The sequence below is a fragment of the Sinosporangium album genome (assembly GCF_900100605.1).
Lineage (GTDB): Bacteria > Actinomycetota > Actinomycetes > Streptosporangiales > Streptosporangiaceae > Sinosporangium > Sinosporangium album.
The window spans coordinates 41545-55121 of record NZ_FNCN01000025.1; the positions used below are offsets into that span (position 1 = coordinate 41545).

Here is a 13577-nt window from a genome sequence, read left to right on the forward strand (position 1 = left end):
AGAAGCGCAGGAGAGCACGATTACGTATCAAAAACACCAAGAACCTCCCAGAATGTGGGGCCTATCACAGCAGGTGAGAGGGGGTGTCGCGCGCTCGGGTTCGCTCACGCGGCAAACGGTGTCACACTGTCCTCACCTATGCGACCTCCGCCCCACATCCTCGTGGTCAACGGCGTCAAGGTCCGTCGCCCCGTGTTCGTGCTCGCCGCTCCGCACTCGGGCGCGGACCTGCTGGGCCGTGCCTTGAAACGCTCCCCCGGCTTCCACGTCACGATGGGCCGCCCCGCCGTCGCCCACGTCATCTACGCCTTCGCCCGCAAACCGTCCATCGCCTCCGGGCGCGGGTCCGGAGCGGCCAGGGTGCTGCGCGACGCTCTGGCCGACTCCTGGCAGCTCCTGCCCGGCTCGTGCTTCGAGTGTCCCGGGTCCTGCCGCGAGGCCGGCGGCGTGACCGGCGGAGGCCCGTGCGCCACGCCCGGCACCGTGGCCCGGTTCGGCGACGCCGGCCCCGACCTGCTCTACAGCGCGCCGGTGCTGCTCCAGGCGTTCCCCGACGCGAGATTCGTGCAGGTCATCCGGGACGGCAGGGACGTGACCGCCGACATGCTCGCCGATCCGGCGTGCCTGGCGTGGTTCAAGCCGTCGATGCTCAGCGAGGAGACCGAGTTCCCCAACGCCTTCCTCGGCGTCAAGTCCGAGGAGCACCGCGACCGGTGGAAGGCCATGCCGACCGCGGGCAAGTGCGCTCTGCGCTGGCGCGGCGCGGTGCGCCTGTCTGCCGCGCTGCGGCAGGAGCTGCCGAAGGACCAGCTCCTCACCCTGCGCCACGAGAGCCTCCTCGACGACCCCGCCGAGACCGCCGAGACCCTGTCGGCGTTCCTGGAGACGCGCGTCTCCAAGGTCGCGCTGTACGCCGCGGCCGGGCCGCCCCCCGGGTCCTGGCGGACCCGGCTGCGCCCCGAGGACGCCGCGCTGGTCGAGAAGGTCGCCAGGGAGGAGCTCGGCCGGCTCGGCTATCTGAGCTGACCGCGGCCCGCCCAGTCCGCCTCGGCGTCCTCGGCGGCATCGACGGCATCGACGGCATCGACGGCCTCGCCCGCTCGGCTCTCCGGCATCACCGTCTCGAACGGCGGCTGGTGGGCGAACTGCGTGCGATACAGCTCGGCGTAGACCCCGTCTGCGGCGAGGAGCTCCTCGTGCCGCCCCCGCTCGGCGATGCGCCCGCCCGCCACCACCAGGATCTGGTCGGCCTCCCTGATCGTCGACAGCCGGTGCGCGATCACCAGGGAGGTGCGGCCCGTCAGCGCGGACTTCAGGGCCCGCTGGACCGCCGCCTCGGACTCGGAGTCCAGATGCGCGGTCGCCTCGTCCAGCACCACCACACGCGGCGCCTTCAGCAGCAGCCTGGCGATCGCCAGGCGCTGCTTCTCGCCGCCCGACAGGCGGTAGCCCCGGTCGCCCACGACGGTCTCCAGCCCCTCGGGGAGACTCTCCACCATGGTGGCGATCTGGGCCGCGCGCAGCGCCTCCCAGATCTCCTCGTCGGTCGCCGACGGGCGGGCGTAGCGGAGGTTCGCCCCGATCGTGTCGTGGAACAGGTGGGCCTCCTGGGTGACGACGCCGATCGTCTCCCGCAGCGAGGCCAAGGTGGCGTCCCTCACGTCGAGCCCGTTGAGGCTCACCCCGCCTCCGGTGGTGTCGTAGAGCCGCGTCGCCAGCGACGTGATCGTCGTCTTGCCCGCCCCCGACGGGCCGACCAGCGCCACCATCTCACCGGGCCGCACAGTGAACGACACGTCGTTCAGGACCTCCTGCCCCGGCCCGGTGTCGGGGCGGGCGACCGCCTCCAGCGAGGCCAGCGACACCTCCCCCGCCGCCGGGTAGCGGAACGCCACGTCCGCGAACTCCACGCTCACCGGGCCGTCGGGTACGGCCGCGGCCCCCGGGCGCTCGGCCACCATGGGCTTGAGGTCGAGAACCTCGAAAACACGGTCGAAACTGACGAGCGCCGTCATCACGTCGACGTGGACGTTGGACAGGCTGGTGAGCGGGCCGTACAGGCGCATCAGCAGCGAGGCGAGCGCGACCAGCGTGCCGAGCTCGAAGACGCCGCCGACCGCCAGGACACCGCCGAGGCCGTAGACGAGGGCGGTGGCCAGGGCCGCGACGAGGCCGAGCGCGATGCGGAAGAACGCGCCGTACATGCCGACCGTGACGCCGATGTCCCGCACCCGCCCCGCCCGATCGGCGAAGGCCGCGGCCTCGTCGTCGGGCCTGCCGTACAGCTTGGCGACCATGGCCCCGGCGACGTTGAACCGCTCGGTCATCACCTGGCTCATGTCGGCGTCGAGGACCATCTGCCGGCGGGTGAGCCCGGACATGCGCCGCCCCACCCATTTGGCCGGGATCACGAACACCGGCAGCAGCACCAGGGCGACCAAGGTGATCTGCCAGGACAGCACGAGCATGGCGCCCAGCACCATCACCAGGCTGACCACGTTGGACACCACCGACGACAGGGTGCTGGTGATGGCGCGCTGCGCGCCGATCACGTCGGTGTTGAGCCGCGACACCAGCGCCCCGGTCTGGGCCCGGGTGAAGAACGCGACCGGCATGCGCTGGACGTGGTCGAACACCTCGGTGCGCAGGTTGAAGATGAGCCCCTCGCCGACCCGCGAGGAGAACCACCGCTGGCCGAGGGACAGCACGGCGTCGAGAAGGGCCAGGCCCGCGATGGCCAGCGAGAGCTGCACGACGACGTCGACCCGCTTGGGGATGATGCCGTTGTCGATGACGGCCTTCATCAGCAGCGGTGAGGCGATCACGGTCGTCGACCCGAGCACCACCAGCACGAGGAACGCCGTGATCTGCCGGGAGTACGGCAGGGCGTATCGGGTGATGCGGCGCACCGTGCCGGGCGCGACCTTCTCCTTGACCACCGAGTCGTCGCGCCGCAGCGAACGCCACGCCGAACCGTAGCCCCCGTTCATCATGGACATCGCCACCGCCCGTTCCCGCGCGCCGGAAGGCACGCGCTGTCGCCCGGTGCAGCATGGCACGGGCCCCGGTGATTCCCGAAGCGCGGTGTCCGCCCGCTCAGCCCCTGGCGAACAGCGCCTGGATGCGGTCCCACTGCTCGTGCCGTTCGGCCGCCGCCTGCTCCTCCAGGGTGTTGGTGCGCGCGGCGGTCAGCAACCGCTTGGTCGCCGTCGCCACGTCCCTGTCGACGGCCAGCAGGGCGGCGGTCAGGTCGGCGACGGCCGACTCCAGGTCCGCGGGCTCGACGACGAGTTCGGCGAGACCGAGGCGCAGCGCCTCGTCGGCGCCGACGGACCTGCCCGTCAGGCAGAGCTCGATGGCTCTGGGCAGGCCGACGAGATCGACCAGGGGCTTGGTGCCCGTGAGATCCGGAACCAGTCCGTGTGAGGCCTCCCGCATGGAGAACCTCGCGTCCGCGGCAAGGACGCGCAGGTCACACGCCAGGGCGAGTTGGAACCCCGCGCCGACGGCATGCCCCTGGACGGCCGCGACCGACACGATGCCGGGTCGGCGCAGCCAGAGGAATCCCTCCTGAGCCGGAGCAAGCCATTCGGAGAAAGACCGACGGGACATCGCCGCGACCTCCGCGATCGGCCGCTGCCCGGGTATCCCGTCTGCTGTGAACATCCGCAGGTCGATGCCTGCCGAGAAGGACGGCCCCTCGCCATTCACCACGACGACACGCACCTGCTCTGGCAAGTTGTGTCCGATCCGGGCCAGACCCAGCCAGGTCGCGAACGTCTGCGCGTTCCGCTTCTCCGGCCGGTTCAGTGTGATCGTCGCGATTTCGCCGTCCACCTCGTAGCGCAGCCCGCTGTCAGCGAGCTCCGCGCTCCCCCCAAGCGCTACGTCCGCCATCGCTCCCTCCCGCGTCCTCGGCGACCGTCGCACCCGAGCCTAGCGCTCCTCTAGAACGAGGTTCTAACAACTCGGGTGCGACAGCTCCGTATGACGGGAGACGAGCGGCTGCGGTCGCACGTTTCCGAGGCGGTCTCAGCGCTTGGACTTGCCTCGGGTGGCCCCGCCGCGCCCACGCAGAGTCACACCGGACTCGCTGAGGATGCGGTGGATAAACCCATATGACCGACCGGTAGAGGCGGCCAATGCGCGGATGCTTTCACCCGCGGCATAGCGCTTCTTGAGATCGGCGGCCAGTTTTTCACGGTCGGCCCCGGTCACCCGGGTGCCCTTCTTCAGAGTCTCGGCCACGAGTACCTCCTGTAGTGCCAGACTTCCGCAGCGTTACTCACGCCATGATCAGTCATTTCAGCGGGATCGGCTACCTACTCCACGGGAAAAGATCCGTACCCGCTCAAATTAAGATCAGGCGAGTGCCACAAGATCGGAAAATTCATCGCTCCAAGCGTCTTCAACTCCGTCCGGTAGCAAGATCACCCTATCCGGTCGTAGGGCTGCTACTGCACCCTCATCATGCGTGACAAGCACGATTGCCCCAGAATAGGACCTAAGTGCAGAAAGCACTTGTTCCCGACTCGCCGGATCAAGGTTGTTGGTCGGCTCGTCGAGCAGGAGGACATTGGCGCTCGAAAGCACCAACGTGGCCAAGGCGAGACGCGTCTTCTCGCCGCCGGAGAGCACCCCGGCGGGCTTGTCGACGTCGTCGCCGGTGAACAGGAACGACCCGAGGACCTTGCGGAGATCGACGTCGGCCACGTCGGGCCCCGCCGTGCGCATGTTCTCCAGCACCGTGCGCTCGGCGTCGAGCGTCTCGTGCTCCTGGGCGTAGTAGCCGAGTTTCAGGCCGTGGCCGGGCCTGACCTCGCCCGTGTCGGGCTTCTCCAGGCCGCCGAGCAGGCGCAGCAGCGTGGTCTTGCCCGCGCCGTTGAGGCCGAGGATGACGACGCGGGAACCCCGGTCCACGGCCGCGTCGACATCGGTGAAGACCTCCAGCGAGCCGTAGGACTTGGACAGCCCGGTCGCCGTCAACGGGGTGCGCCCGCAGGGCGCGGGCTCGGGGAAGCGGAGCTTGGCCACTTTGTCGGAGCGGCGCTCCTCCGACACCCCGGCGAGCAGGCGCCGCGCGCGGCGCTCCATGTCCTGGGCGGCCTTGGCCTTGGTGGCCTTGGCCCGCATCCGGTCGGCCTGCGACAGCAGGGCGCCCGCCTGGCGCTCGGCGTTGGCCCGCTCGCGCTTCCTGCGCCGCTCGTCGGTCTCCCGCTGGGTGAGGTAGGCCTTCCAGCCGACGTTGTAGGTATCGATCACACAACGATTGGCGTCCAGGTGGAGCACGCGGTTGACCGTCGCTTCAAGAAGCGTGACGTCATGGCTGATGATCACCAAACCGCCCTGATGAGATCGCAAAAAATCACGAAGCCAGCCGATTGAGTCGGCATCGAGGTGGTTTGTCGGCTCGTCGAGCAGCAGAGTTTCGGCGTCGCTGAAGAGGATTCGCGCCAATTCAACACGTCTGCGCTGGCCACCGGACAGGGTGCTGAGGGGTTGACCCAGAACTCGATCGGGCAGACCCAGACTGGACGCGATCGACGCCGCCTCGGCCTCGGCCGCGTAGCCCCCGAGCACGTGCAGGCGGTCCTCGAGCCGCCCGTAGGCCCGCACCGCCTTGTCACGCGCCCGCTCGTCGGTCTGGGCCATGCCCTGCTCGGCGGCGCGCAGCTCGCGCAGCACCTCGTCGAGGCCCCGCGCCGACAGGATGCGGTCGCGCGCGAGCACCGACAGGTCGCCGGTGCGAGGGTCCTGAGGGAGGTAGCCGACGGCCCCGGTCACGCTCACCGACCCCGCGGCGGGGATGCCCTCACCGGCGAGGACACGGCACAGCGTGGTCTTGCCGGCACCGTTGCGGCCGACCAGGCCGATCTTGTCGCCCGCGTTGACGCGGAAGGTGGCACCCTCGATGAGCAGGCGCGAGCCGGCTCGCAGCTCGATGTCGGAAGAAATGATCATGGCGGAGGAAACACTCCCAGGCCGGAGGTCGACGGGGTCGGTGAGCATTGTCGTATCGGCGAGGCCGGGAACCCGCGAAAACAGCGGGGAGGCGTGGATCGACGTGGATCACACCCGGCCCGCCGTGCGACCGCCCGGCACCGCTCGACGCATGAGGGGAACGGCTCGAAGACGGCCGGCTCGGTCAATCGGAAGCGCGCATGGCGCTCAGTCTATGGCCATGCTCACAGGGGGTCCGCTCCGTTCTCCCCCGGAGCGGTGAGCCTCACCTTCACCGCCCGGAACAGCCGGGGCGTGTCGGCGAGCACCTGCAGGCGCGGATCGGGGACCGGGAGGAAGTCCCCCACCTCCCGAGCGAACACCCCCGACAGCCTCCGGTCGCCCCGCAGGACCTCCACCGACCGCCGGTCGCCGCCCAGCACCACACCGGCGAGGCCGTCGAGATGCGGCACGAGCACCCTGGCGACCGTGTCGGCGGCCGACTCGCGGGCCTGCGCCGCCTGATTGGCCCTGCGCCGCGCGAAGCGCCGCTGCGACCAGCCTCCCGCCGCCGTACGGCCCTGCACGAGCCGCGCCCCGACCTTCGACACCACGAGCTCGGCGCCCTCGAACACCCCGACGGCGTGGCCGCCGAGACGCACCAGCACCACCCCCACCCGGCGCGGACGCAGCGCGTGCTCCACGAGCGCGGCCGTATGCGGCTCCAGGAGCGGATCGAAACCGCCCCCACCTGGGATGATCGTGTCTGATTCGAGACCCTCGCCGTCGCGGCCGACGGCGAGGGGCGGGAAGGGCACATGGCACTCGGCCAACTCGCCGTCGGCGCCGCGCAGCACCACCGTCGCGGAGCCGGCCGAGACCGCGGGCGGCCCGTGGCGCTCGGCGAAACCGCGCAGCCATCCGGCGAGGCGCTCGGGGGCCACGGAGACCCACCGGCCGCCTCCGGCCGCAGGTCGAGACGTCACGGGCGGCCCCGCCGCTCAGATGCGGCAGGCGTAGATGTCGGTCACCAGGATGGCTCTGGCGCCGATGTCCCAGAGCTGGTCCATGACCTGCTGGTGGCCCTTGCGGCGCACCATCGAACGGACCGCCACCCACCCCTCGCGGTGCAGGGGCGACACGGTCGGCCCCTCCATGCCGGGGGTGAGGGCGATGGCCTCCTCGATGCGCTCGGCGCGGATGTCGTAGTCCATCATCACGAAGTCACGGGCGTGCAGGACGCCCTGCAGACGGCGGATGAGCTGCGTGAGCCCGTTGCCCTCCTCGGCGCCCTCCCGCTTGATGAGCACGGCCTCGGACTTCATGATCGGCTCGCCGAAGACCTCCAGGCCGACGTTGCGCAGCGTCGTGCCGGTCTGGACCACGTCGGCGATGGCGTCGGCCACACCGAGCCTGATCGCGGTCTCGACGGCGCCGTCCAGCTTGATCACGCGGGCGTCGACCTTGGTGTCGGCGAGGTAGCGGCTGAGCAGGCCCGCGTAGGAGGTGGCGACGCGCAGCCCTTCGAGGTCTTTGACGCTGTCCATCGTCCCCGGCTTCGCGGCCAGGCGGAACGTCGAGGCGCCGAAGCCGAGCGTCAGGATCTCCTCGACGGAGGCGCCGGAGTCGGCGAGCATGTCACGCCCGGTGATCCCGGCGTCGAGCGTGCCCTCCCCCACGTAGACGGCGATGTCGCGGGGGCGCAGGAAGAACAGCTCGCAGGAGTTGGCCTCGTCGACGACGACGAGTTCCTTGGAGTCGGAGCGCGGCCGGTAGCCGGCCTCCTTGAGGATGGTCTGGGCGGCATCGTTGAGAGCGCCCTTATTGGGAACGGCGAGACGCAGCATCGGAAGTCCTAGGTCTGGTCGTCGGAACGGCGAGGTCGTGAACGGCGGGAGAGGCCCAGGCCCTACCCCGCGAGATCGCATGCCCTGCGGCACGACCTGCGGGACAGGACCTAAAGATGCTTGTAGACCTCGTCGAGACCGATGCCGCGGGCCAGCATGAGCACCTGCACGTGGTAGAGCAGCTGCGAGATCTCCTCGGCGGCGCGCTCGCGCGACTCGTGCTCGGCCGCCATCCAGCTCTCGGCGGCCTCCTCGACGACCTTCTTCCCGATCGCATGGACGCCGGCGTCCAGCGCGGCGACGGTGCCTGAGCCGGCGGGCCGGACACGCGCCTTCTCGGACAGCTTGGCGAACAGCTCTTCGAAGGTCTTCATGGCCTCAATCTCGGGATCGGTGGATACGCCGTTACAGCTTAGTGTCCCCCGGCCGCGCCACGAATGGAGCGTCCGCGTGGCGAGATCGCACGTGTCGCGGGGCTCGGATCCCGCTTTGTCGGCATCGCTGTACGGCTCTGTGGTACGGCTCTGCGGTACGGCATCGCGGTACGGCTCCGCCTCACCGGCCGACGTAGGTCCGGGCCGTGCGTCCGGGCCGTGCGTCCGGGACCCGGTGGCGCGGGCCTGGAGGCGCGGGCCTGGAGGCAGCCGGTGAGGGGTGAGCCTTTTTCAGGGTTCTTTCAGGCTTTATAAGGAAATGTCGTGCGGCGACAATTTTCCGGCGTGGCCCCTCGGGAGAAAATCCCCGACACCTCGGACCTCCCTCCCCGGGAGAGCTCGGACTTTCCCGGATCCCCTACGGGCACGGGGATGCTGCACCGCCGGGATCGTTCACCGCTTCAAATCCACCGCCAAATGCATATATCTCGGGAATTTCGCAACGGGCCCGCGGGAAGACTGGCCCCGGGCCCCCGCAGCCGGGGCCGGGAATTCCCTTCTTTCCCGCAGATAGGCGCCGCCCAGCGCGTCGCGGGAGCGGCGTAGGAGCACCTTGGGAGCGGCGTGGGAGCGGCGTGGGAGCGCGGACGCTCCGTGACCGACGGCGGGGACGGGCGGCGGGCCGTCTCACCGCGCGGCGGTGAAGCGGGCCAGGATATCGGCGAGGCCGTGCTCGAAGACCTACTCCTGGGCGCAGTCGCTCCTGGGTGTAGTCGGCGGCGCCGTGCGCGGTGAGGCCGTCCGGGCCCCTCTCGGCAAGCGCGGCGGCGGCCGACACCATAGATCACCGAGAGGGACTCGGTCGGCCGGATCGGCGGGGTCAGGCTCCGAAGGCGGACGCGTGCTCGCGCACCCACTGGAGGAAGGTGCGGGCGGCGCGGCGGCCACGGCGGCGATGTCCGCCTCGTGCACCATCGCGCTCCTCGCCTCCGGGAACGCCTCGCGGACGACCCCCTCGTCCCGCACCGAGGCGGTCCATTCGAGGGCGTTGCACATGAACTCCACCGGGCCGAGATGGGTCCACGCCAGGCCGCTCGCCTCGACGGCCTGTTCGAGCGGGCTCTTGTCGGGGGATCCCTTGAGCACGGTCACGCGGCGTACCCCGGCCTCGCGCGCCAGGTCGGTGATCTCGGGGCCGTTGGCGAGGAGGGAGTAGTCCTCGCCGTTGAAGTTGATCAGGTGGGCCGCGGTGACCCCGTCGAAGGCGCGCGCCAGCCCGGGGGCGTCCGTCAGGTTCCCGCCGACCACCTCGGCGCCGGGCGGGAGCGCCGCCTTCGAAGGGTCGCGTGTCAGGGCCCGGACCCGGTGCCCGGCGTCGAGCAGCTGCGCGACGAGGTGGCGTCCGACATTGCCGGTGGCGCCGGTGACGAGAACGGTCATAGTGAGTCTCCTTCCGCTGGGGACACCGCACGCTAGACCCCATCGCGGCCAGATGATGTCCGCGTTGTGCGCTGGTCGCGCTCGGGGAGGGCTGGGGGTTTCGTCGTCACGGCCGGGGCGGGGTACGGCGGGTGCCGGGGGCGTCGGCGGGGGGCCGTGCGGGACCGGGGGGTTGCCGGGCGGCAGCCGTACGGGGTCCAGGGGGGGCACCGCGCCGGGGTGATTATGAGGTGGCCGCATTCCCGGGTTTTTCCAAGCCGAATTCCGGGAGCACAGATACCGGTTCGGATAACGTTTGTGTTTCGAGCGGGGAAGGTGTCGTAAAATCGATTCACGCTTTCCCGACGATAGGAGAACGGCCGCATGCCGAGCCGCAAGCCGGCGAAGAGACGACGAGGCCCAGCGAAATCCAGGACCACGAAATCCAGGATCGCGAAGTCCAGGATCGCGAAGTCCAGGAAGAGGAAACAGAAAAGCTCGTTGGGCGGCTGGGCCGCCGCGGCGATCGGCGTTCTGCTGGTGGTGGGGCTGCTGCAGGCGGCCGTGGCCTTCGTGGGCGACAACTGGCCGTGGCTGCCCGCCCTCGTGGTCGTGTCGGCGGGGATCGCGGTGGCGTTCGCGGTGTGGCGGGCACGGCGGGCCTCGGCGCTGGAACACCGGTGGCTGCTGGAGAACCAGGCGTTGGAGCGGGTCGACGGGCTGACGGGCGCGCAGTTCGAACGGCTCACCGCCGGGCTCCTGCGCCGCGACGGCTTCCGCCAGGTGCGCGAGCTCGGCCGCGCCGGCGACGGCGGGGTCGACCTGACCGCGGTCGGCCCCCACGGCGAGCGTTTCGCCATTCAATGCAAACGCTATGCGGGCGCGGTCGGCTCACCTGAGGTGCGCAATTTCCTCGGCGCTCTGGGATTCACTTTCACCGGTTATACGGGAATTCTCGTGACCTCGGGCCGCTTGACCCGGCCCGCCATTGAGGAAGCCCGCCGGGCGGGACTCATCCTCATCGAACGCGAACTCCTGGCCCGGTGGTTGCGGGAGCCGATACCCCTTCCCCGCAGCCGCTGAATTCCGGCGCCGGCCCCCAGAGATATTCGGTTGCCGGCGCGGCGGCCGTTCCGAAAAGCTGATCGGCATGTCCACACCCAACCGGCAGATCCGCGCCGTGCATTCCGACGAGACAATCACCGTCTACCAGGCCTACGATCCCGTGATCGCCGACCGGGCCGTGGAGGCGCAGACGTTCGTGCCGCCGTTCAAGCGCGAGCGCATGACGTGGATCAAGCCGTCGTTCCTCTGGATGATGTACCGCTCCGGGTGGGCGGCGAAGCCGGGCCAGGAGCGTGTGCTCGCGGTCGAGCTGCGCCGTGAGGGATTCCTGTGGGCGCTGGCGCACGCGGCCCTGAGCCACTACGACCACGCTCTCCACGCCGACCGCGCGGCCTGGGCGCGGAGTGTGCGGAGCCGCCCGGTGCGGGTGCAGTGGGACCCGGAGCGCGACCGGCATCTGCGGGCGTTGCCGTACCGATCGCTGCAGGTGGGGCTGTCGGGGGAGGCGGTCGAGCGCTATGTGGGCGAGTGGATCGTGTCGATCGACGATGTCACGGCCATGGCCGTACGGCTGCGCGAAGAGGTCCGGGCGGGGGTGGCGGAAGTGGTCTTGCCCGCTGAGCGGCCGTTCCCGCTGCCTGTGGACGTGGCGGAGCGGATCGGCGCGACCGTGTCCGCAGGGTGAGCGCCGGGGGGCGTGTCGGCCGACGTGGCCTTGGCCACATCGGGCCGGTCACGGAGCGGAGCGATCTCGGCCTTGACCTGCGAATTCCACAGTTAAATAGTGCTTAACGTCAGTTTTATGCAGAATTTCATGGCGATCTTGGCAATTTTTTGCGCGCCGAAAAGGTCTTACTCCAGCGAATGCGACCAAACAGGTCGTTTCTTCGCACAGAGAGGGATCCTCGTGAACTCACGACTCGCCATCGGCGCGCTGACCGCTGCTGTCGGTGGATCACTGCTGCTCAGCTCGGGCGTGGCCACCGCCTCGACCTCGGCTCCCCTGGGCGTGAAGATCTCTCACGCCTCGCCGTACGCGGCATCCGGGAAGGGCGGCGGAAACGTCGTCGTGGACTTCGATATCCGCGCCACGAAGGGAAGTAAGGTCTCCCTTCAGCTCCGCCCGGAGAACCGGTCCCAGCGCGTCAAGACGGTGCACGCCAAGCTGATCCGCGAGGGTGACCGCTGGCGCTACCAGGCCCGGTTCGACCGGTCGGACTACGACGGCCGCTGGGTGGCCGTGGCCGACGCCTATGACCGGCACGGCAAGAAGGTGACCGACACGGCCGGCTTCTACGTCAAGGTCAAGAACGTCAAGATCAAGGACGGCAAGTCCCGCAAGTCCCGGACGAAGCTGGACGGGTTCCGGGCGCACAAGTCGGGCTACGGGAAGTACCGCCAGATCTCGTTCTCGGGCAACCTCCGGGAGCTGGAGCACGGCCGGTGGAAGGGGCTGGGCAGCGAGAAGGTGGAGATCTACTTCCGCGACCGCGACTCCCGGAGCTGGAAGCGTGTGACCTCGGTGAAGAGCGGGGGCCACGGCTCGTTCAAGGCCAAGGTCCACGGCAAGCGGGACGGCTACTACCGCGCCTACTTCAACGGTGGCCGCGACTATTTCGACTCCGTCAGCCACAGCTCGCGGGTGAACACCTGGCGCTGACGACGGGCTGAACGTCCGCCGCGGCGGACGTGGTGGCGCGCCTTGTGAAAAGCGGGGGTCTGGCTCGTCCAGGCCCCCGCTTTCGCCGACGCGGCCGAGGCGGTCGGCATCGGCCCCGATCGTTCCGAGCGCGGCGGCTCCGAGCGTGACGACCCGCCTCAGGGCGGGGCCGCCGCCCGGAAGTGGTCTTCGTCACATCGATGGCACGCAACGCGAAGCAGTCTCGCATTTGACCTGCGCTTTTCACAGTTAAACGTCACTTAACAGACGCGCTGCGGTGAGATTTTTGAGACTTTTCGCAACTTTTCCCCTTGTCAACCGGTCTGATGTAGGTGGACACGGCCAACCCAGGTCGTTTTCCTCACTACGGGGAGAGGAAACCTCTTGTACAAACGAATCGCCATCGGCGCGCTGACCGCGGCAGTCGGTGGGTCAATGCTGCTCAGCACCGGTACCGCCACGGGGTCGACCGCGCGTGCGCTGAACGTGAAGATCTCGAGCGTGTCGCCGAACCCGGTCGTCGTCAAGGACGGCGGGGAGACCGAGGTGACCATCGAGGTCCGCACCACGGAGGCCACCAAGGTCGAGCTGCGGCTGCGCCCGGACGTCCGGACCTACCGCGCCGCGGACGCGGTGACCGCGAAGGTCGTCCACGAGGGTGATCTCTGGCGCTACACGGCCCGCTTCGACGACTCCGACTACGAGGGCCGCTGGGAGGCCATCGCGGACGCCTTCGACAAGAACGGCAAGAAGTTGACCGACACGGTCAACTTCTCCGTGGAGATCGAAGAGAGCGAGGCGGTGACGAAGCTGGACAGGTTCTACGCCAGCCCGTCGAGCGTGAAGCGGAAGAGCAAGATCACGGTCTCGGGGCGCCTGCGGGCGCTGGAGGACGGCCGCTGGGACGGCCTGGAGAACGAGGACGTCGAGATCGAATTCCGCGCCCGGGGCACCAGCGCGTGGAAGTACGTGACGTCCGTGGACACCGGCTGGAACGGCACGTTCAAGACGAAGGTCCGCGCCAAGAAGAGCGGTGACTACCGCGCCGTCTTCGAGGGCGACAAGGAGTACGCCGACTCGACCAGCCGCAGCTCGCGCGTGCACGTGTGGCGTTGACGGCACACGGTTAGGGGCTAGCCCTTCACGTGGTCCATCGCGACAGGCGGGGGCCCGGGTCTTCCGGGCCCCCGCTTTCGATGTTCCGACACGCGCTGACGTGTGGCGACGCAGGGGTGACAATGGAGGGGAAGCACCGACGGCGCACAAGGGACA

At 69.5% G+C, this 13577-nt stretch carries 13 protein-coding genes; 5 read left to right on the forward strand and 8 right to left on the reverse strand.

The features are described from left to right. Window positions 1-138 precede the first annotated feature (138 nt). Window positions 139-1026 (forward strand): sulfotransferase family protein, encoded by an 888-nt coding sequence (locus tag BLQ73_RS22675; protein WP_093173117.1) that lies wholly within the window; start codon window positions 139-141, stop codon window positions 1024-1026. Here BLQ73_RS22675 and BLQ73_RS22680 read toward each other — a convergent pair. The 8 genes from BLQ73_RS22680 to BLQ73_RS22715 form a co-directional block, all read right to left on the reverse strand. Then, window positions 1014-2999 carry an ABC transporter ATP-binding protein gene (locus tag BLQ73_RS22680; RefSeq protein WP_093173191.1) on the reverse strand — a complete coding sequence of 662 codons (1986 nt, stop codon included), beginning with the start codon at window positions 2997-2999 and terminating at the stop codon, window positions 1014-1016. The two genes, BLQ73_RS22675 and BLQ73_RS22680, sit on opposite strands and share 13 nt — an antisense overlap. Window positions 3000-3096: 97 nt before the next feature. Continuing rightward, the gene (locus BLQ73_RS22685; protein ID WP_093173119.1) at window positions 3097-3897 is read right to left on the reverse strand and encodes an enoyl-CoA hydratase/isomerase family protein; all 801 of its coding nucleotides are present in this window, start codon (window positions 3895-3897) and stop codon (window positions 3097-3099) included. Window positions 3898-4032: 135 nt separating this feature from the next. Next, window positions 4033-4248, reverse strand: coding sequence for a helix-turn-helix domain-containing protein (locus tag BLQ73_RS22690; protein ID WP_093173121.1), 216 nt, complete (start codon window positions 4246-4248; stop codon window positions 4033-4035). A gap of 114 nt (window positions 4249-4362) precedes the next feature. After that, entirely contained in the window at window positions 4363-5961 is a 1599-nt protein-coding gene (locus tag BLQ73_RS22695) for an ABC-F family ATP-binding cassette domain-containing protein (protein ID WP_093173193.1), read from the reverse strand. A gap of 224 nt (window positions 5962-6185) precedes the next feature. Beyond that, window positions 6186-6926, reverse strand: a complete 741-nt coding sequence (locus BLQ73_RS22700; RefSeq protein WP_093173123.1) for an acVLRF1 family peptidyl-tRNA hydrolase — start codon at window positions 6924-6926, stop codon at window positions 6186-6188. A gap of 15 nt (window positions 6927-6941) precedes the next feature. Beyond that, window positions 6942-7787 (reverse strand): ATP phosphoribosyltransferase, encoded by an 846-nt coding sequence (gene hisG, locus BLQ73_RS22705; RefSeq protein ID WP_093173125.1) that lies wholly within the window; start codon window positions 7785-7787, stop codon window positions 6942-6944. Window positions 7788-7897: 110 nt separating this feature from the next. After that, complete coding sequence (locus BLQ73_RS22710) at window positions 7898-8161, reverse strand: phosphoribosyl-ATP diphosphatase (RefSeq protein ID WP_093173127.1); 264 nt, start codon at window positions 8159-8161, stop codon at window positions 7898-7900. A gap of 741 nt (window positions 8162-8902) precedes the next feature. Continuing rightward, window positions 8903-9601, reverse strand: a complete 699-nt coding sequence (locus BLQ73_RS22715) for an SDR family oxidoreductase (protein WP_093173129.1) — start codon at window positions 9599-9601, stop codon at window positions 8903-8905. Between the two features lie 480 nt (window positions 9602-10081). Between BLQ73_RS22715 and BLQ73_RS22720 the strand changes: the two genes are divergently transcribed. The 4 genes from BLQ73_RS22720 (at window position 10082) to BLQ73_RS22735 (ending at window position 13421) form a co-directional block, all read left to right on the forward strand. After that, a complete protein-coding gene (locus tag BLQ73_RS22720) occupies window positions 10082-10663 on the forward strand; it encodes a restriction endonuclease (RefSeq protein ID WP_143020383.1) in 582 nt (193 codons plus the stop codon). Between the two features lie 67 nt (window positions 10664-10730). Next, on the forward strand, window positions 10731-11330 hold the full coding sequence (locus tag BLQ73_RS22725) for a DUF4291 domain-containing protein (RefSeq protein WP_093173133.1): 600 nt from the start codon (window positions 10731-10733) through the stop codon (window positions 11328-11330). Window positions 11331-11552: 222 nt separating this feature from the next. Further along, window positions 11553-12305: a hypothetical protein gene (locus tag BLQ73_RS22730; protein ID WP_093173135.1), complete on the forward strand. Its 753-nt coding sequence runs from the start codon at window positions 11553-11555 to the stop codon at window positions 12303-12305. 384 nt (window positions 12306-12689) lie between these two features. Then, window positions 12690-13421: a hypothetical protein gene (locus tag BLQ73_RS22735; RefSeq protein ID WP_093173137.1), complete on the forward strand. Its 732-nt coding sequence runs from the start codon at window positions 12690-12692 to the stop codon at window positions 13419-13421. Window positions 13422-13577: the final 156 nt, after the last annotated feature.